Source organism: Azospirillum brasilense (assembly GCF_003349955.1).
GTDB lineage: Bacteria > Pseudomonadota > Alphaproteobacteria > Azospirillales > Azospirillaceae > Azospirillum > Azospirillum brasilense_B.
In genome coordinates, this window is the sequence record NZ_QLKQ01000053.1 from 1 (window position 1) to 17,840 (window position 17,840).

Annotated in this window: 18 protein-coding genes; 5 read left to right on the forward strand and 13 right to left on the reverse strand. The window is 70.4% G+C overall.

What is annotated here, in order from left to right:
* Positions 1-24: 24 nt before the first annotated feature.
* Positions 25-1,431, reverse strand: a complete 1,407-nt coding sequence (locus DXK32_RS21295) for a multicopper oxidase family protein (protein ID WP_114860338.1) — start codon at positions 1,429-1,431, stop codon at positions 25-27.
* A 7-nt stretch (positions 1,432-1,438) separates the two neighbouring features.
* Complete coding sequence (locus DXK32_RS21300; protein ID WP_114860339.1) at positions 1,439-1,855, reverse strand: acyl-CoA thioesterase; 417 nt, start codon at positions 1,853-1,855, stop codon at positions 1,439-1,441.
* Positions 1,856-2,018: 163 nt separating this feature from the next.
* Between DXK32_RS21300 and DXK32_RS21305 the strand changes: the two genes are divergently transcribed.
* Positions 2,019-2,261: a hypothetical protein gene (locus tag DXK32_RS21305; protein ID WP_014238802.1), complete on the forward strand. Its 243-nt coding sequence runs from the start codon at positions 2,019-2,021 to the stop codon at positions 2,259-2,261.
* Positions 2,262-2,273: 12 nt separating this feature from the next.
* Here DXK32_RS21305 and DXK32_RS21310 read toward each other — a convergent pair whose 3' ends face one another.
* Entirely contained in the window at positions 2,274-3,083 is an 810-nt protein-coding gene (locus DXK32_RS21310) for an ABC transporter permease (protein WP_114860340.1), read from the reverse strand.
* 10 nt (positions 3,084-3,093) lie between these two features.
* Entirely contained in the window at positions 3,094-3,978 is an 885-nt protein-coding gene (locus tag DXK32_RS21315) for an ABC transporter permease (RefSeq protein ID WP_114860341.1), read from the reverse strand.
* Positions 3,979-4,148: 170 nt separating this feature from the next.
* Between DXK32_RS21315 and DXK32_RS21320 the strand changes: the two genes are divergently transcribed.
* The 3 genes from DXK32_RS21320 (at position 4,149) to DXK32_RS21330 (ending at position 7,018) form a co-directional block, all read left to right on the forward strand.
* Positions 4,149-4,547 carry a DUF2946 family protein gene (locus DXK32_RS21320; RefSeq protein WP_162801293.1) on the forward strand — a complete coding sequence of 133 codons (399 nt, stop codon included), beginning with the start codon at positions 4,149-4,151 and terminating at the stop codon, positions 4,545-4,547.
* 295 nt (positions 4,548-4,842) lie between these two features.
* Entirely contained in the window at positions 4,843-5,370 is a 528-nt protein-coding gene (locus DXK32_RS21325; protein ID WP_114860343.1) for a YcnI family copper-binding membrane protein, read from the forward strand.
* 16 nt (positions 5,371-5,386) lie between these two features.
* Entirely contained in the window at positions 5,387-7,018 is a 1,632-nt protein-coding gene (locus DXK32_RS21330; protein ID WP_114860344.1) for a CopD family protein, read from the forward strand.
* A 6-nt stretch (positions 7,019-7,024) separates the two neighbouring features.
* Here DXK32_RS21330 and DXK32_RS21335 read toward each other — a convergent pair whose 3' ends face one another.
* The 9 genes from DXK32_RS21335 to DXK32_RS21375 form a co-directional block, all read right to left on the reverse strand.
* The gene (locus DXK32_RS21335; protein ID WP_114860345.1) at positions 7,025-8,086 is read right to left on the reverse strand and encodes an ABC transporter ATP-binding protein; all 1,062 of its coding nucleotides are present in this window, start codon (positions 8,084-8,086) and stop codon (positions 7,025-7,027) included.
* Positions 8,087-8,281: 195 nt separating this feature from the next.
* Entirely contained in the window at positions 8,282-9,466 is a 1,185-nt protein-coding gene (locus DXK32_RS21340) for an extracellular solute-binding protein (protein ID WP_205215788.1), read from the reverse strand.
* 198 nt (positions 9,467-9,664) lie between these two features.
* Positions 9,665-11,221: a chromosomal replication initiator protein DnaA gene (gene dnaA / locus DXK32_RS21345; protein ID WP_114860346.1), complete on the reverse strand. Its 1,557-nt coding sequence runs from the start codon at positions 11,219-11,221 to the stop codon at positions 9,665-9,667.
* 633 nt (positions 11,222-11,854) lie between these two features.
* On the reverse strand, positions 11,855-12,115 hold the full coding sequence (rpsT, locus tag DXK32_RS21350; RefSeq protein WP_014238814.1) for a 30S ribosomal protein S20: 261 nt from the start codon (positions 12,113-12,115) through the stop codon (positions 11,855-11,857).
* A gap of 173 nt (positions 12,116-12,288) precedes the next feature.
* Positions 12,289-13,065: an enoyl-CoA hydratase gene (locus tag DXK32_RS21355; RefSeq protein WP_114860347.1), complete on the reverse strand. Its 777-nt coding sequence runs from the start codon at positions 13,063-13,065 to the stop codon at positions 12,289-12,291.
* A gap of 79 nt (positions 13,066-13,144) precedes the next feature.
* Positions 13,145-13,597, reverse strand: a complete 453-nt coding sequence (locus tag DXK32_RS21360; RefSeq protein ID WP_114860348.1) for a hypothetical protein — start codon at positions 13,595-13,597, stop codon at positions 13,145-13,147.
* A gap of 14 nt (positions 13,598-13,611) precedes the next feature.
* On the reverse strand, positions 13,612-14,454 hold the full coding sequence (gene mutM / locus DXK32_RS21365; RefSeq protein ID WP_114860372.1) for a bifunctional DNA-formamidopyrimidine glycosylase/DNA-(apurinic or apyrimidinic site) lyase: 843 nt from the start codon (positions 14,452-14,454) through the stop codon (positions 13,612-13,614).
* 48 nt (positions 14,455-14,502) lie between these two features.
* The gene (locus DXK32_RS21370) at positions 14,503-16,539 is read right to left on the reverse strand and encodes a tetratricopeptide repeat protein (RefSeq protein WP_114860349.1); all 2,037 of its coding nucleotides are present in this window, start codon (positions 16,537-16,539) and stop codon (positions 14,503-14,505) included.
* Positions 16,540-16,590: 51 nt separating this feature from the next.
* Positions 16,591-16,944: a hypothetical protein gene (locus DXK32_RS21375; RefSeq protein ID WP_162801294.1), complete on the reverse strand. Its 354-nt coding sequence runs from the start codon at positions 16,942-16,944 to the stop codon at positions 16,591-16,593.
* A gap of 83 nt (positions 16,945-17,027) precedes the next feature.
* On the opposite strand from DXK32_RS21375, the gene DXK32_RS21380 reads away from it, so the two are divergent.
* Entirely contained in the window at positions 17,028-17,837 is an 810-nt protein-coding gene (locus DXK32_RS21380; RefSeq protein ID WP_247877268.1) for a class I SAM-dependent methyltransferase, read from the forward strand.
* The last annotated feature ends 3 nt before the right edge of the window (positions 17,838-17,840 follow it).

Below are 17,840 nucleotides of genomic sequence, written 5' to 3' on the forward strand. Positions count from 1 at the left end.
GGCGGTGTTTGGGGGCGGGTCGTTTCACGCGGTCACTCTCAGGACGGCCATCATGCCGGTCTCCTGATGCTCCAGAACATGGCAGTGGAGCATCCAGTCGCCGGCCTCTTCGGCCACGAAGGCGATCTCGGCCGTCTCACGGGGGCCGAGCAGGACGGTGTCGCGCCACTCGCGGTGTTCGGCCGGCCGGCCGTTGCGCGAGAGGACGCGGAAAGGAAAGCCGTGCAGGTGCATGGGGTGCCACCAGCCGGTCTCGTTGACGAAGGCCGTCACCTGCGTTTGACCGCGTTTGACGGTGATGAGCGGTTCCAGATGATGATGCCCCATGGCCGCGACGCCGTTCAGCGCCCAGAAGGGGCCGCGCGGCCCGGCGGTCTTCGGCATGGCGCCGTGCATCCCGCCGTCCAGCACCACGTCCTGGCGGACGGCGCCGGCGAGATCGGGCTCCGGCAGCGGGTTGGCGGCCAGCGCGATCGGGGCGTCCAGCGGCGAGTCGCGCAGGGGCGCCTCGTCGCCGTAGGTCAGGCGGGTCAGCCGGTAGGCCATGCGCGGGTAGAAGCCGTCGACCACGTCGAAGCCCTCCCCCGGTCGGCCTTCCATGTCGATCACGAGGTCGGCGCGCTGGCCGGGTCCCAGCACCACCTTGCCGTCCGGCGGGGTGTGCGGCGTCACCGGCTGGCCATCGAGCGCGATCACCCGCGGCGCGTGGCCCTGGAAGTCGAGCGCGAAGACGCGGGCGTTCGCCGCGTTGATCAGGCGCAGGCGGACGCGCTCCCCGGCGCGGACCGACACGCGGTCCCGCACCGCGCCGTTGATGGTGACGGTGTTGCCGATGCGCCCGGCGTGGGTGGCGTCCATGGGGTGGCCGAAGCCGCCGGCCAGTTCCGCCTCCTTCGTCAGCCGCCAGTCGCCGAGCAGCCAGAGCAGGTCGCGGTCGACGCGGATCGGCTCGCGCTCCTCCACGACGAAGGCGCCGGTCAGGCCGTGGGCCACCTGCACGCCGCTGTTGACGTGCGGGTGGTACCAGAAGGTGCCGGCATCCTTCAGCGGGAACTCGTAGTCGAAGCGCCCGCCCGCCGGCACCGGCGGCAGCGACGGGCCAGGCACCCCGTCCATGGCGTTGGGAACGCGCAGGCCGTGCCAGTGGATGGTTGTCGCTTCCGGCAGGGCGTTGGCGAAGGCGATGCGCGCCGTGTCGCCCTGGCGGAAGCGCAACTCCGGCCCCGGAATCCGCCCGTCATAGGCCCACACCGCCGTGTCGGGAAAGCCCGCCCCCGCCAGACTGGCGCGGGCCGGGCCGGCGGACAGGCGGACCGCCCTCCTCTCCCCCACCACCGCCGCACGGGCCGCACGCGGCAGCAGGCCGGACCCGGCCAGCAGGGCGGAGCCGGTCAGCAGAGTGCGGCGGGTCAGCGGGAGAAGCGGCGGCACGGCGTCCTCACGCGTAGCGGGCCAGGGCGTCGCGCAGGTCGGCCGGCACCGGGGTCGGGCGGTGGCTGTCCTTGTCGACGATGACGCAGACGGCCTCCTGAACGGCGATGCAGCGGTCGCCGTCGAAGATCGCCGCCCCCAGCACGACGGAGGTGTTGCCGACCTTCGCCACCCGCGCGCCGACGCGGATGTCCGCCGGGAACAGCAGTTCGGCCTTGTAGTCGATGACGCTGCGCGCCAGCACGACGGTCCAGGGGGACTCGCCGCGGAAACCGCCGCAGTCATGGACCAGCGACACGCGGAGCTGCTCGAAATACACGCCGATGGCGTTGTTGTTGACGTGGCCGAGCGCGTCGAGGTCGGCGAAGCGCACATGCTCCGCGATCCAGAAACGGTAGAGGTCGGGACGGGTCGGATCGGTCATGGTCGCCTGTCGGATGGTGGTTCCGGCCGAATGTGGCCGGTGCGGCGGGCCGGGGCAAGCCCGGGCATGACGGTCATTCCCCGCACCGTCCCGATTTGCCGCGCCAACCCGGGCGGGCCGGTGTTATAGGAGTCGCACCATAACACCCGCAACGGACCGCAAGATGAGCAAGGACAGCACCAACCAGACGGCCGAGGCCCTCTTCGAGAAGGCCCTGTCGGTCGCCGAGAAGCATCTCGACGCGGCGATCAAGGAAGGCGGGGTCCTCGGCCCCTACATCGCCGTCGCCATGATCGAGGCCGCCGTGAACACCGCCGTGGACGAGACCAGCCACGAGGACGTCATCGACATGCTGCGCGATCTGGCCGCCCAGATCGAAGCCGACGCCGACGAAAGCGAAGAATAAGGTCTGCCGCCGTCACGCGGGGTCCGGCTGCCGGCGCGCTTCGCGCCGGCGCAGGATTTCGTAGACGACGGCGCCCAGGATGGTCAGCGCGATCAGGATCAGCGACAGCGCGTTGACCGCGGGCGTCAGGCCCGTGCGCACCTTCGAGGCGATGTAGACCGTCAGCGTGGTGTCCAGCCCGCGGACGAACAGCGTCGTGTTGTAGTTCTCGAAGCTCTGCAGGAAAGCCAGGAAGGACGCCGACAGGATGGCGGGCGTCAGATAGGGCAGCGTGATCCGCCGGAACACCTGCCCGTGGGTGGCGCCCAGATCCAGCGCCGCCTCCTCCAGCGTCTGGTCGAACCGTTGCAGCCGCGCCAGGAACAGCAGCATCGCGTAGGCCGCGATGAAGCTGGATTGCGCCAGGATGGTCAGGAACAGGCCGCCGGTCACCCCGAACCACTCCCGCCAGAAGACCAGCGTGGAGATGCCGACGATCACCCCCGGCGTCAGAAGCGGCGAGACCATCACGGCGTAGAGGAAGGTCCGCGCCCGACTGTGCAGCCGGTCGAGCAGCAGCGCCGCCGCCAAGCCCAGCGGCACCGCCACCGCGATCACCCCCGCCCCGACCAGCAGGCTGGTCCCCAGCGCCTGCCACATGCGCTGGTCGGCCCACAGGGCGCCGAACCATTGCAGCGTGAAGCCCATCCAGGGGGTGACGGTCGGGAAGCGGCTGCTGTTGAAGGTCGCCGCCGCCATGATCCCCAGCGGCAGGAACAGATAGCCGAAGAACAGGACCAGATAGGCCCCGGTGACCCAGCGGCGGAAGCGTGCGGCGGTCATGTCGGCCCCATCATTTCGCAATATCCGTGAGACCGACGCGGAACAGCCGCATCATCAGCAGGATGAAGGCGACGCACAGGATCAGCAGGATGAAGGCGTAGGCCGCCCCCTGGTTCCAGTTCCCGCCCTCGAAGAACCAGTTGTAGATGACCTCGGTGAACCAGCGGCTCTGCGGTCCGCCGAGCAGGGCCGGCACGGCGTAGCTGCCCGCCGCCAGCATGAAGGTCATGATGCAGCCGACCGCGATGCCCGGCTTGGCGTGGGGGATGACGATGCGGCGGTGGATGCGCAGCCAGCCGGCCCCCAGGTCGCGCGCCGCCTCGATCTGGTTGCGGTCCAGCGACTCCATGGCGTTCATGATCGGGAACACCATGAAGAGGATGTAGACGTAGACCATCCCGATGATCACCCCGGCATCGCCGCCGAGCAGCCGCTGCGGTTCCGAGAAAATGCCGAGCCCGACGAGCAGCGCGTTCAGCGGCCCGTTGAAGGCCAGGATGATGTACCAGGCGAAGGTGCGCAGCAGCTCGTTGATCCAGAAGGGGACGACGAGCATCAACACGAGCAGCGGCAGGCGCCGCCGCGGCGCCACCTGCGCCATGTAGAAGGCGACGGGGTAGCAGACGGCCAGCGTCACCGCGGTGACGAGGCTGCTCGCCCAGATCGTCTTGAGGAAGATCGCCAGATGGATCTGGTTGGTCCACAGCGTCGCGTAGTTGCGCAGCGTGTAGACGTCCTCCGGCCCGCCGGCCTTGCTGGGCGGCAGCGACGGGCGGAAGGAGAAATCCACCATCAGCAATTGCGGCAGCACGACCAGCAGCAGCAGCCACACGGCCACCGCCAGCAGGATCGCCGCGGTCAACACCGGACCGTACCGGCGCAGCACGCCGCCCATGACCACTCCCCCAACCCACCGAGATTCTAGGATCGAAAGCCTCTCACGACCGCGGGCCGGAGCGCAAGCGAGGCCATGCCCCGCCCAATAACCACAACTTTATTGCCTTTTTTCGAGGCTTGGACTGTGCCCATAGTGGGGGCATGCGTGCATGGCGGACATCCGGGGTGATGAGGGAAGCCACAGCGTGGGTCGCCGCGCTGGTGCTGGTCTTCCACGCCCTGGTCATGGCCACCCACGTCCCGGCGCCGCTGGCCAAGGTCCTGGCGGAGTCGGTGCCGTTCGCCATGGCCGGCTCGATCTGCCATTCCGGCGCCGCGCCCGACGCCTCCGCCGCGCCGCACGCCGACCATGGCCCGGTCCCCGACGGCACGCCGGGCCACGTCACCTACTGCCCGATCTGCCTGTCGCTGGGCGGCGGGTCCCTGCTGGGTCCGGCCGTGGCCCCGGCCCCGCTGCCGCCGGCCGGGATCCTGCTGGCCGCCCTTCCGCGGCCCGCGGACGACGAGGCCGGGGCGGGCCGCGCCCCGCGCGCCTTCTCCGCCCGGGCGCCTCCGGTGAGTGTCTGACCGAGTTCCCTCGCAGACACACACGCACTCACAGGCGCGGGCCTGCGGCTGAACGGCCTTTTTCCGGCACGCGACCGTTTCTCTTTCCGTCTCCCCGTCGTCGCTGACGGTTGCCCCCACCCTAACCCTCCCCCGCTGTCGCAGGGGAGGGGACGGACGCCGCTTCGCGCAAGGCACCCTCCCCTGCGAAGCGGGGGAGGGCCGGGGTGGGGGCACTGCGGAAACGGAAACCCCGTCAATCGGAACCAGGCCCAACGGCCCCATCCGACGCCTGCGCACACACCGGAGAGTTCCCATGACCCGCAACACCCGCGGCGCCCTGCTGACCGCCGCCGTCCTCGTTTGCCTGCCCGCTGCCACCGCCCTCGCCCACACCACGCTGGAAACCAAGCAGGCTCCCGCCGCCAGCACCTACAAGGGCGTGCTGCGCGTCGGCCATGGCTGCGGCGCCTCCCCCACCGTCGCCCTGCGCGTGCAGATCCCGGAGGGGGTCATCGCGGTGAAGCCGATGCCCAAGCCCGGCTGGACCCTGACGACCAAGGAAGGCCAATACGCCAAGGCCTATGATTATTACGGCGAGTCGCTGAGCAAGGGGGTCACCGAGATCGCCTGGACCGGCGGCTCGCTGCCCGACGCCCATTACGACGAGTTCGTCTTCCGCGCCCGCCTGCCCGACGCCGCGCCCGGCACCGTGGTCTATTTCCCCGTGGTGCAGGAGTGCGAGACGGGCGTGCACCGCTGGATCGAGATTCCGGAGCCGGGCAAGACCGACCACGATTACAAGGAGCCGGCCCCCGGCGTCACCCTGACCGCCAAGCCGTAAGGGAAGGGACGATCGCATGCGCCGGCTGGTCGTGGGGTGGGTCGCCGCCCTGATGCTGCTGTCCCTGTCCGCGCCGGCCCTGGCGCACGCCGTGCTGGTCGAGAGCGCCCCGGAGGACGGGGCGCGGCTCGACAGCCCGCCCGCCGAGGCCGTGCTGCGCTTCAACGAGCCGGTGCGGCCGGTGTCGGTGAAACTGATCGGCCCCGGCGGGGTGGAGCTTCCCCTGCCCGCCCCGCCCGCTGCCGGGGACGGGGCGCTGCGCGTCACCCTGCCCGGCGGGCTGGCGGTGGGAACGCACATCCTCAACTACCGCGTCAGCTCGGCGGACGGCCACCCGGTCGCCGGATCACTCCTGTTCGGGATCGGTGCGGAACCGGAACGACTGTCGGAGCTGGGTGGGGCGACGCCGCATGCCACCCTGCTGGCCGCCGCCGCGGTCCGGGCGCTCCATTACGGAAGCCTGCTCGCCGCGGTGGGCGGTGGGCTGTTCCTGGTTCTGGTGGCGGGGCGGTGGAGTCCGCTGAATCGTCGCCTGCGCCCCGGCCTGTGCCTGGGCGTCGGCGTCGCCGCGCTGGTGGCGGTGCTGAACGCCGGGCTGGCCGGTGCGGTTCTGGAAGGGGCGCCGCTGTCCGCCCTGGCCGGAGCCTCGCCCTGGATCGCCGGCCTGACCAGCACGGCGGGGCCGAGCGCCCTTCTCGCCCTGCTCGGCCTGATCGCCGCCGCCCTCGGGCTGGCCCTGGAGGACCGCGGGACGGCGGGCCGTGTGTTGCTGATCGCCGGGGCGGTCGGGGCGGCGCTGGCTCTGGCCGCCACCGGCCACGCCGCGACCGCGGAGCCGCGCTGGCTCAGCGTGCCGCTGGTCGCCTTGCACGGTCTGGCGGTGGCCTTCTGGATCGGCAGCTTCTGGCCGCTGGCCGTGCTGCTGCGGACGGAACCGCCGGCCGAGTCGCTGCGGCTGGTCCGCCGCTTCTCGACCATCGCGGTTCCGGCGGTGGCCGTGCTTCTGCTCGCCGGCGCGGGGCTGAGCGTGTTGCAGATCGCCGACTCGCGCGCCATCCTGACCACCGCCTACGGCCAGATCTGGACCGGCAAGATCGTCTGCGCGCTGGCCCTGCTGGGGCTGGCCGCCGTCAACCGCTGGTGGCTGTCCCCACGGCTGGAGACCATGGGGACTGAGGGAGCGGCCCGGCTGCGCGCCAGCGTCCACACCGAGATGGTGGTCGCGGCGCTGGTCGTGCTGTTCACCGCCGGGCTGGGCACCACGCCGCCGCCGCGCACCCAGGCCCCGCCGGTCTTCGCCGAGAAGCCGGCGGGCTTCAGCACCGCGGTCGTGGCGCGCGGGCGCACCGCCATCGTGACGGTGACCCCGGCGACGCCGGGAGCGAACCGCGTCGAGATGCGCCTGACGGGACCGGACGGCGCGCCGCTCGACGCGCTGGAGGTGTCGGCGGAGCTGGCCCTGCCCGCCGCCGGGGTCGAGGGCATCACCCGCCCCCTCCCCAAGTTGGCGCCCGGCGTCTACGCGGCCGACGGGGTGACGCTGCCGGTGGCCGGGTCCTGGACGGTGCGGCTGGACGCTCTGGTCAGCGACTTCGAAAAGGTGCCCTTCCGCGCGGCCATCCCTGTGGCGGTGCCAATCGGGCGCTGATTGAGATCAAACCGGCGCGTCGGGCAGCACCACGGCGTCCTCCGCCCGGAAGGCGAGGCGGGCGGGCTCGCCGGGGGTCAGCGGCGGCTCGTCGCCCAGATGCGGGACCTGGACGGTGATGCCGCCCTCCAGGAAGGCGTTGATGAAGGCGCCCTCGAAATCGCGGTGGGTGACCCGCGCCTCCAGCGCGTTCTCCGCCCCCGCCCCCGCCGCCATGCGCTCCGGCCGGACGAACAGGGTGGCGCGGTCGCCGGGCGACAGGCGGCGCGGGTTGCGCCCGATCAGACGGCCGCGGGGCGTGTCCAGAACGGCCATGCCCCCCGCCGACTCGGCGACGGTGCCGGCGAAGCGGTTGTTCTCGCCCACGAAGGAGGCGACGAAGGCGGTTTCCGGGTGATCGTAGATGGCCCGGCCGTCGCCCACCTGCTCCAGCACGCCCTTGGACATCACGCCGATCCGATCGGACATGGTCAGCGCCTCGCCCTGGTCGTGAGTGATGTAGATGAAGGTCACGCCGGTCCGCTTCTGCAGGTCGCGCAGCTCGGCGCGCATGTGCTGGCGCAGCTTCAGGTCGAGCGCCGACAGCGGCTCGTCCAGCAGCAGGACGGCGGGCTCGACCGCCAGCGCGCGGGCGATGGCGATGCGCTGGCGCTGGCCGCCCGACAGCTCCGTCACCTTTTTCTCCGCGGCGTCGGGCAGGGCCACGAGGTCGAGCAGCTTGCGCACCCGCCCCTGGCGCTCCGCCGAGGGCACGCCGCGCACCTCCAGCCCGAAGCCGATGTTCTCCGCCACCGTCATCAGCGGGAACAAGGCGAGGTTCTGGAAGATCAGCGCGGTCGGGCGCTTGTTCGGGCCGATGCCGCGCATGTCGCGGCCGCCGATGCGGATGGCGCCCTCCGTCGGCTCCATGAAGCCGGAGACCATGCGCAGGATGGTGGTCTTGCCGCAGCCCGACGGGCCGAGGAAGCTGAAGAATTCCCCCGCCCCGACCGTCAGCGACACGTCGCGGACGGCGGTGACGGAACCGAACCGCATGGTGACGGACTCGAGCTGGACGTCCTGACTCATAGGCACCTGATTGGAATGCTGAAGTCCTCTGGCGGAGGCGCCGCCCTTACCCCTCTCCCCTCCGGGGAGAGGGTGGCCCGAAGGGCTGAGTGAGGGGGTTGCGCTTGTGCCGGACGTACCGCCAAGCGCAACCCCCTCACCCTATCCCTCTCCCCAGGGGGGAGAGGGGACACTGGGGACGGGAGAGATTTAGTGTCACGCGGCCAGGAAGCGGTCCTGGTACTCGTTGCGGATGGAGACGTACCAAGCCTCCTGGATCGGCCACCACCACAGCTTCTGCAGCGCGTCGCCCGGATAGGCGTCGGCGAAGAACTGCTTGTTCAGGTCGGACAGATGCGCCTCCGCCCCGACCGCCGTGCTGGAGATGCCGGAATGGTTGGTGTAGAGGGCGCCCGCCTCCGGCGTGTAGAACCAGTTGATCCAGGCGTAGGCCTGCTCCAGGTTCGCCGCCTTGGCCGGGATCGCGAAGCCCTCCATCCAGGCCAGCGCCCCTTCCTTCGGCGCCAGGAAACGGATCGGCAGCCCCTCCTTGCGCAGGGCGACCGCGGACGAATCCCAGGTCTGGCCGATGACGCAGCCGTTGGTGCGGAAGGCGCCCTGGGCCTCGTTCTCGTTCGACCAGAACTGGCCGATGGCCTTCTTGTTGGCGGCGGCGACCTGAAGGATCGCGTCGAAGTTGGCGCGCGCCTTCGCCTCGTCCTTGAACTGCTCGCGGATCGGGTGGGGCAGCTTGCCCTGGCCTTCCAGCCACAGGCCGATGCCGATCAGGCCGGAATGGCCGCGCACCGTCACCTTGCCGGCGTGCTCCGGCTTCCACAGGTCGCCGTAGCTGGCCGTGCCGTAGGTCAGCGGCGCCTTGGCCTGATCGTAGGCGATGGCTTCGGTTCCCCAGTCGGCGGGCGCGAAGAAGCGCTTGCCGCCGACCACGGCGCCCATGGCGGCGGAGCCCTCGACCGCCGACTTCAAGCAGCCGTCCCATTTGACCTTCGATTCGTCCAGCGGCTGGACCAGCTCGAACTCCACATAGTTCGGCACGCGGTCCACCGTGGGGTGGATGATGTCGAAGCCGGCGCCGCCGGTGGCCTTGAGCTGGTTCAGCAGCTCGTCGTTGGTGCCGTATTCGGTCAGGCTGGCCTTGATGCCGGTCTTCTTCTCGAAGTCGGCCAGCATGTCCGGGCTGATGTAGCCGGCCCAGGAGAAGATCTTGACGCTGCCTGACGCGGCGCGGCCCTCGCGCAGGATGAAGGGGCCGACCGCAGCGACGCCCGCGGCGGCGGCGGTCCCCTGGAGCAGCAGGCGGCGGGTGAAGCCCTTGGCGGCGCGCTGGGTCTCGGCGCTGGAGCGCTGTTCCAGGCTGGTGGTTTCCGGAACCTTGGTCATGGCACCTGCTCTCCCCTTTTCTTATTGGCCCGAATTCATGCCGGCTGTGCCCATCGCGGGGCCGGCCGCGGAACCGGTCCAGCCGGACTCCGCCGCAGCGGCAACTGTGCCGCGATATCCGGGCGCCGTCCATGGCTCAAGCGGGCGTGGGCGCAAACTTCATCGACCTGTAACGGCCAAGGGAACACCTCGAAGCCGTCAGCTCTCCAGCATGCGGCGGAGAAGCTCGACGTCCTCGGCGAAGGCGGGGTCGGTGGTGCGCAGCTCCTCCACCTTCTTCACCGCGTGCATCACGGTGGTGTGGTCGCGCCCGCCGAACTTGCGCCCGATTTCCGGCAGGGAGCGGGCGGTGAGCTGCTTGGCGAGATACATGGCGACCTGCCGCGGGCGGGCCACGGCGCGGGCGCGGCGGGCCGAATGCATGTCGGCGACGCGGATGTTGAAATGCTCCGCCACCCGCTTCTGGATCTCGTCGATGGTGACGCGGCGGTCGTTGGCGCGCAGCAGGTCGTGCAGCACCTCCTGCGTCGATTCCAGCGAGATGGCCCGGCCGACCAGCTCGGCGTGGGCGACGATGCGGTTCAGCGCCCCTTCCAGCTCGCGCACGTTGGAGGTGATCTTGTGGGCGAGGAATTCCAGAACCTTCAGCGGGATGGCCGCGTTCAGCGCGTCCGCCTTGGCCTGGAGGATGCCCAGCCGCAGCTCGTAGGTGGTCGGGTGGATGTCCGCGACGAGGCCCCAGCCGAGGCGGGAGCGCAGCCGCTCCTCCATGCCTTCCAGGTCGGACGGGCTCTTGTCGGCGGAGATGATGACCTGACGGTTCTGGTCCACCAGCGCGTTGAAGGTGTGGAAGAACTCCTCCTGGGTGCTGTCCTTGCCGCTGATGAACTGCACGTCGTCGATCATCAGCACGTCCACCGAGCGGAACTGCTGCTTGAAGGCCATGGTGTCCTTGAAGCGCAACGCCCGGATGAACTGGTACATGAACTTTTCCGCCGACAGGTAGATCACCTTGCGGTTCGGATCGTTCCGCCGGATCTGCCAGGCGATGGCGTGCATCAGGTGGGTCTTGCCCAGCCCAACCCCGCCATAGAGGAACAGCGGGTTGAAGGTGACCGAGGTGGCGTCGGCGACGCGCCGGGCGGCGGCGTGGGCCAGCTCGTTCGGCTTGCCCACCACGAAGTTCTCGAAGGTGAAGCGGGGGTCCAGCGGCGCCGAGATGTCGGTCCGGTCCTCCAGCACCGAGGCGACCGCCGTGGGCGACTCGTCCGACGCGAAGGAGGGCGGCCCCGCCGAATAGGACGAGCCGATGTAGGAATTGGCCCCGTAGGAGGCGGCCCCATAGGAACCGGATTGGCTGAGCGCCGCGGCGCGCGGGGCGGGCGCCGGGGGAACCGGGCCGCCGCCGACGGTGCCGTCGGCCGGATCGGAGTCGCGCGACGGCTCGCCCGCGTCCCCATCCGACGTCAATTCCGGCATCAGCATGGACGGGGCGTTGGCGGAGGCGACCACGACGTCGATGGACAGGACGTCCGGATTCTCGCCGGCCCACAGGTTGCGGATGCGGTCGGCGTAGTGGGTCAGCACCCAGTCGCGCATGAAGCGGGTGGGCACGACGATGCGCACCTCCCCGCCGCGGATTCCGGCAAAGGAAAGCGGCTGCAGCCAGCTGCGGTAGGCGATCTCGCCCACCTCGTCCTTGAGGCGGCCCCGAATGCGGGCCCACTGCTGATCCAACGACGCGCCGACCGACATGCTTCCCCTACCCCGCTCCTTTCCCCCCGGACGGCCCCGCGCCGCAGGGGGCACGATCCCGCCCGACCGAACCCGGACCCCTTAACGCAGGTCCTTTAACTTAGGCTTCCTGCCTTCAAAACATTCCTCTCCTGAAGACTCCAACGGTGGATGCCTCCCAACTGGACGGCAATACTATCCCTTCGGCGAAGTTGGACTCCGCCCTTGCCACGTCGAGTTTTAAGAAAAGCATCGCTCCAGGAGCAACGGGTCGAGTCGAGCTTCTTGAGCGTCCCGCAACCTTGCCCGCGGCTTTGAACGTCTCCGTCCCTCAGTGAACGGCGCGTGACGTCAAAGACGACATCGGTGCGTCATTCCCAACGGAAGGAAAGTCTAATCAGCCGCCCTCGCCGTGGCAATAGGACAGAATGCGAACGGTCCGGACTGCGGCAAAAATCACGCAGCGATTCCGAAACCCGCCCCTGTCGTCGCCAAAGATCAGGACCACCGGAGGCGACTCGCCATCCAACAGCCGCGATCCCCTGCCCCACCGGAGTTCTGCCGGAGGACTCGGAAAGAACGGAGACTGTACTTATCAAAAACGCAAAAAGCCGCGCCCAGACCTGGTGCGCGGCTTTATAACGCCGAGTAAACTCAGAGAGCCTTGATGCGGGCCGACAGGCGCGACAGCTTGCGCGACACGGTGTTCTTGTGCAGAACGCCCTTGGAGGCTCCACGCATCATTTCCGGCTGCGCGGCCTTGAAAGCCTCAGCGGCTTCAGCCTTGTTGCCGGACGAGATCGCCGTCTCGACCTTCTTCACGAAGGTGCGGATACGGCTGACGCGGTTACGGTTGATCTCCGTACGACGCGCGGTTTGACGAATGCGCTTTTCAGCAGACTTATGATTGGCCATGAAAACCCTACTCCGGACGACACGCCTGTCCCAGTGCGAGGGGGCCTTATACGCTCCAGCCGAATGGGAGTCAAGGCACCGTCCAACACTGTTTTTCGGCAAAGGAAAGATTACGAGATCTTGACGGATTTCTGCCCCTCCCCCGCTAGATACGGGGGAGGAGTCGGGGGATGTCAGCGATGCTTCCAATCGGGCTGACGCTTTTCGGCGAAGGCGGCCATGCCTTCCTTCTGGTCTTCGGTGGCGAAAGTCGAGTGGAAGATTCGGCGCTCGACCCGGATGCCCTCGGACATGGTCGTCTCGTAGGCGGCGTTGACGGCGTCCTTGGCCATCATGACGACCGGGCGCGAGAGCTTGGCGATCTTCTCGGCGACCTTCACAGCCTCGTCCACCAGCTCCGCCGCCGGCACGACGCGGCTGACGAGGCCGGCGCGCTCGGCCTCGGCGGCGTCCATCAGGCGGCCGGTCAGGCACATCTCCATGGCCTTGGACTTGCCGACGAAGCGGGTCAGGCGCTGCGTGCCGCCGGCGCCGGGGATGGTGCCGATGGTGATCTCCGGCTGGCCGAACTTGGCGGTGTCGGCGGCCAGGATGAAGTCGGCCATCATCGCCAGCTCGCAGCCGCCGCCCAGCGCGTAGCCGGCGACCGCGGCGATGGTCGGCTTGCGGCACTTGGCCAGCCGTTCCCACTTGGCGGTGATGAAGTTGGCCTTGTAGACGTCCATGTAGGAGAAGTTCTGCATCTCCTTGATGTCGGCGCCGGCGGCGAAGGCCTTCTCCGAACCCGTGACCACGATGGCGCCGACGGAGTCGTCGGCCTCCAGCGCGTCCAGCGCCTGGCCCAGCTCGGTCACCAGCAGGTCGGACAGCGCATTCAGCGCCTTGGGCCGGTTCAGCGTGACGAGCCCGACCGGTCCGCGGGTTTCGACGAGAATGGTTTCGTACGGCATGATGCAGCAGGCTCCCGTGGTTTGCCCCCTCGCTCCGGGCGGGGGTGCTTCTGGTTTTCTCTTGGTCTCGTTCGGAGGATCAGCGCGGAATCAGCGAGAAGCGGACCACCGTGGCCGCCGCCTTCCGGGCGGCCGGCTCGACGAATTCCAGGCGCAGCTCCTCGCCCTCCCGCAGGAAGCTGGCGCTGCCGCCCGCCCGTTGCGGGGCGCGGCTCCAGCCGAGCTGCGGCATGGTCTGGTTGTAGAAGGACAGGACCGCGTTGCGGTCCATGGCTCCCGCCATCACGGACTGCGCGATGCGTCCGGCGGGCTTGTCGAAGACCAGCGGCGCCTCCTCGGCGGGGGCCAGGCCCGGCATGACCGGCACGTCCCCCATGCCTTCGACGTAACGGGCGGAGTCGGCCGCCCAAGCGGGGGCCGCCCAGACGGACAAGGTTGCGGGCAAAGGAACCCCGGCCAGACCCGCAAGGGCGGGGCCGGCGAGGAGGAGGGCGGCGAGCGTCGCCCTCGCGGTGGCCGATGGAGCCGTCATACCTTCCACCTATATCAACGCTGGCGTTGCGGACAATAGAAAGTCGAACGACCCGCCTGGACGATCCGGCGGACGCCCCCGGTCTTCGCCACGTCGCAGGTGCAGCCCGGACAGGGCGCGCCCTCGCGGTCGTAGACCGAGAACTGGTGCTGGAAATAGCCGAGCTCCCCCGACGCCTGCCGGTAGTCGCGCAAGGACGATCCCCCCGCGGCGATGGCCCGTTCCAGAACCGCGCGGATCGCCGTGGCCAGCCGCTCCGCCTTGGCGCCGGTCACCGTGGCGGCGATGCGCGTGGGGCTGAGACGGGCGAGGAACAGCGCCTCCGACACGTAGATGTTGCCGAGCCCGGCGACCACGCCCTGGTCCAGCAGGGCGGCCTTGATGCTGGTCATCCGCCCGGCCAGCCGCGTGGCCAGCACCGGTCCGGAGAATTCGTTGCCCAGCGGCTCCGGCCCGAGGCCGCGCAGCAGCCGGTGCTCGGCGAGCGTCTCCACCATGGCGAGGTCCATCAGGCCGAAGCGGCGGGCGTCGTTGAAGGTCACCACCGTCCCGGCGTCGGTCTCCAGCACGACATGGTCGTGGGCGCCCCAGGCGTCGGGCCGTTCCGGGGTGATGATCATGCGGCCCGACATGCCGAGATGGGCGATCAGCACCGTCCCGTCGTCGAGATGGACCAGGATGTATTTGGCGCGGCGGCGCACCGACTCGACGCGGCGGCCGGTCAGCCGCTCGCAGAAGCCGTCCGGAAAGGGAACGCGCAGGTTGGCGCGGCGCTGGAGCACCTGGACCAGGGTCCGCCCCTCCAGATGGGGGGCGAGGCCGCGGCAGACGGTTTCGACTTCGGGAAGTTCGGGCATGATGGCAAGGAGGATGGTGGGAAGCGCCGGTTGACGCAAGGGGCGCCTTCAGCCCTCCGAACCATCCACCAGCCCCCGCAAGGCCCGCGCCACCGCCTCCGCCGGGCCGGACCAGTCGCCGCTGCGGGTCTGGCGGAACAGGCGGGCGGTGGGGTACCAGGGGCTGTCGTCCCGCTCCATCAGCCAGCGCCAGTCCGCCGGGTGCGGAAGCACGACCCAGACCGGCACCCCCAGCGCCCCGGCCAGATGGGCCGGCCCGGTGCAGGAGGAGATGACGAGGTCCAGGTTGGCCATGATCGCCGCGGTGTCGGCGACGTCGGCGATCTCCGGGCCGAGGTCGGTGAAGGAGGGCGGCAGGTCCATCCGCTCCAGGTCCTCGCGCCCCGGCCCCTTCTGCAGCGCGAAGAACCGCACGCCCGGCACGTCCAGCACCGGCCGCAGCCCGGCCAGCCGGGGCGAGCGCTGCGCGTCGCCGTGGAAGGACGGGTTGCCCGCCCAGACCAGCCCGACCCGCAGCCCCGGCTCTTTCACCGCCAGCCGCTCGCTCCAGGCGGCGGCGCGTTGCGGATCGGCGCGCAGATAGGGCGCATTGGCGGGAATGGACTCCAGGCTCGGGCAGAACAGGCCGGCCAGGCTCATCAGCGGGATCTGGACGTCGGTGTCGGGCAGCCCGCCCACCCCCGGAAAGTCGGGCGCCCTCGGGATCACCGTCACCCGCGCCGGGTCGGTGTTGCGCTCCAGCAGGGACAGCAGCGGGCCGTGGGCCTCCAGATAGACGCGCGCCGGTCCGGCCCGCAGAACCGCGCCGAGGAAGCGGACGAACTGGATGGTGTCGCCCAGCCCCTGTTCGGCGTGGACCAGGATGGTCCGCCCCGCCAGATCCGTGCCGTCCCACAGCGGTTGGCGGAAGGGCCGGCGCTGCCCGGCCAGGGCCTCGCTCCGCCAGCGCCACTCGTATTCCGCCCAGCCGGCGGCGTAATCGCCCAGCCGCAGCAGCAGATGGGACAGATTCCAATGGGCGACGACCAGTTGGGGCGCCACGCGCAACGCGCCGCGGAAGGCTTCCTCCGCGTCCCGCGGGCGGTCGAGATGCACCAGGGCGTCGCCGCGGACCACCTGGGCTTCGGCCAGTTCCGGGGCCAGCCGCAGCGCCCGGTCGGCCAGCCGCAGCGCCTGCCCGCACTCCGTCTGGACAATCAGCGCGCCCAGGTTGGACAGGGACGGCGCGTGCGCCGGATCGCAGGCCAGCGCGGCGCGGGCGGCCACCGCCGCCGCCACCCGCCGTCCCTGGGCGGCCAGCGCCAGCCCCAGCTTGGCGTGGGCCTCCGCCTCCTGCGGGGCGAGGGCCCGCGCCCGGCGGGCCAGCCGTTCCGCCGCCGCCGCGTCGCCGCCACCGCCACCGCCACCGTCGAGCCGCCCCAGCGACAGGTTCCACAGCGCCATGGCCTCCGCCGGCAGGACGGCGAGCATCCCGCGCAGCAGCCGCGCGGCCTCCCCCGCCCGGCCGTCGCGGTAGAGGGCGGCGGCGTGGGCGGAGAGGAGCGGCACGCCGATCGCCTCCGCCACCGGGCGGGTGAGCCGCGCCACCGCCCGCCCGATCTCCCCCCGCTCCAGAAGCGCCCGGCCCTCCCGCTCGACCGCGCGGTCGGCGAGGTAGCGGGCCTCCAGGCTGTCGGGCTGGAGCGTCAGGAGCCGTTCCAGCGCCAGCAGCGACTCGCCGTGCCGCCCGACGCCGCGGCAGGCCAGGGCGAGCTGGAACAGCGCCGCCGCGTGGTCGGGCTGGAGCGCCAGCGCCCGCCGCAGGGCGGCCACCGCCCCCTCCCCGTCCTCCAGGATCAGCCGGACGCGGGCAAGGTCGTAGCGCAGGCCGGGGTCGTCGGGAAGCAGCCCGATCGCCCCGACGAACAGCGCCGCCGCCAGTTTCGGCCGGTCCGTCTGGCCGTAGAGCACGCCCAGCAGACGCAGCGCGGTCGCCTGATGGGGATCGGCGTCGAGGATGCGGCCATAGAGGATCTCGGCCTCGGCCAGACGGCCGGACTCGTGATGGTCGAAGGCGATGGCCAGGGCTTCCGCGATTGTCGCCATGTGTCCGCGTGTGTCCGCACTGGATGGTGAAGGGTGCGAAGGGTAGCAGACCTACCGGAAAAGCGCGCGCAGCCGGGCGTCGCAGTCCAACAGGCAACCCTCCAAAGCCCCTGTTGATGATTGCGTCTTATCTGTTGACGATTGCGTCAACAGCGGGCGCAGCGTGGCGAACATCAGCCCGCCGCCCAGAGGCTGACCGCTCCACCGCGGCTGCGGGAAGCGCCGCCGCCGAGTCGCCGCAGAGCGCGTGGGCGTCGGGGAGATTGTTGCGGATGGCCGCCGACTCCGGCTGAAGCGCCCCTCCCGCAGCAGGTCGAAGGCGACCAGCAGGGCTTTCTGCAGCGTGGCCATGGTCTCCCCGTCGTACACCTGCGGCACGGTGGCGAAGGCCGGGCACGGGGTCAAGCCCGCAAAAACCGCGCGCCGGGGGTGCGTCACGGCAACGCCCCGGCTGGCGCAAGCCCAGGTCGCGCGCTATGTTGCGCGCCATGACCGATCCGCGCACCCCCTCCGCCCCGTCCCAGCCCGCAGCTCCGGCCCAGGCCACCGGCGTGTCCGCCGGGGCCGAAGGGAACTGGTTCGGCTACCGCCCCGTCGATCCCGACGCCAAGTCCGGCCTCGTCCGCGCCGTCTTCGACAGCGTGGCCGGGCGCTACGACCTGATGAACGACCTGATGTCGGGCGGCATCCACCGGCTGTGGAAGGACACGCTGATGGAGATGGTCGCCCCGCGCGCCGACATGACGCTGCTCGACGTGGCGGGTGGCACCGGCGACATCGCCTTCCGCTTCCTGGAGCGCGGCGGCGGGCGGGCCGTGGTCTGCGACATCACCGAGTCGATGGTCCGCGTCGGGCGCGACCGTTCCTACGACCGCAACCTGCTGACCGGCGTGAACTGGACCGTGGGCGACGCCGAACGGCTGCCCATCGCCTCCCGTTCGGTGGACGCCTATACGATTGCGTTCGGCCTGCGCAACGTCACGCGCATCGACGCCGCGCTTTCCGAGGCGCGCCGCGTGTTGAAGCCCGGCGGAAAGTTCTTCTGCCTGGAGTTCAGCCACGTGGTCCTTCCGGTCCTGCGCGAGATCTACGACGTCTATTCCTTCCAGGTCCTGCCGCGGCTCGGCCGCGTGGTGGCCGGGGACGAGGACAGCTACCGCTATCTGGCGGAGAGCATCCGCCGCTTCCCCGAGCAGCAGGCGATGGTCAAGCGCATCGAGGCCGCGGGCTTCGGCGCGGTGCGCGTGCGCAACCTGACCGGCGGCATCGCCGCCATCCATTCCGGCTGGCGGATCTGACCG

Coding starts and splice junctions, on each gene's coding strand:
- DXK32_RS21370 (WP_114860349.1), bottom strand. CDS start 16,539: ATGGCGACAATCGCGGAAGCCCTGGCCATCGCCTTCGACCATCACGAG.
- DXK32_RS21315 (WP_114860341.1), bottom strand. CDS start 3,978: ATGGGCGGCGTGCTGCGCCGGTACGGTCCGGTGTTGACCGCGGCGATC.
- mutM (WP_114860372.1), bottom strand. CDS start 14,454: ATGCCCGAACTTCCCGAAGTCGAAACCGTCTGCCGCGGCCTCGCCCCC.
- DXK32_RS21310 (WP_114860340.1), bottom strand. CDS start 3,083: ATGACCGCCGCACGCTTCCGCCGCTGGGTCACCGGGGCCTATCTGGTC.
- DXK32_RS21325 (WP_114860343.1), top strand. CDS start 4,843: ATGACCCGCAACACCCGCGGCGCCCTGCTGACCGCCGCCGTCCTCGTT.
- DXK32_RS21305 (WP_014238802.1), top strand. CDS start 2,019: ATGAGCAAGGACAGCACCAACCAGACGGCCGAGGCCCTCTTCGAGAAG.
- DXK32_RS21320 (WP_162801293.1), top strand. CDS start 4,149: ATGAGGGAAGCCACAGCGTGGGTCGCCGCGCTGGTGCTGGTCTTCCAC.
- DXK32_RS21330 (WP_114860344.1), top strand. CDS start 5,387: ATGCGCCGGCTGGTCGTGGGGTGGGTCGCCGCCCTGATGCTGCTGTCC.
- DXK32_RS21340 (WP_205215788.1), bottom strand. CDS start 9,466: ATGACCAAGGTTCCGGAAACCACCAGCCTGGAACAGCGCTCCAGCGCC.
- DXK32_RS21360 (WP_114860348.1), bottom strand. CDS start 13,597: ATGACGGCTCCATCGGCCACCGCGAGGGCGACGCTCGCCGCCCTCCTC.
- DXK32_RS21300 (WP_114860339.1), bottom strand. CDS start 1,855: ATGACCGATCCGACCCGTCCCGACCTCTACCGTTTCTGGATCGCGGAG.
- DXK32_RS21355 (WP_114860347.1), bottom strand. CDS start 13,065: ATGCCGTACGAAACCATTCTCGTCGAAACCCGCGGACCGGTCGGGCTC.
- DXK32_RS21380 (WP_247877268.1), top strand. CDS start 17,028: ATGACCGATCCGCGCACCCCCTCCGCCCCGTCCCAGCCCGCAGCTCCG.
- DXK32_RS21335 (WP_114860345.1), bottom strand. CDS start 8,086: ATGAGTCAGGACGTCCAGCTCGAGTCCGTCACCATGCGGTTCGGTTCC.
- rpsT (WP_014238814.1), bottom strand. CDS start 12,115: ATGGCCAATCATAAGTCTGCTGAAAAGCGCATTCGTCAAACCGCGCGT.
- dnaA (WP_114860346.1), bottom strand. CDS start 11,221: ATGTCGGTCGGCGCGTCGTTGGATCAGCAGTGGGCCCGCATTCGGGGC.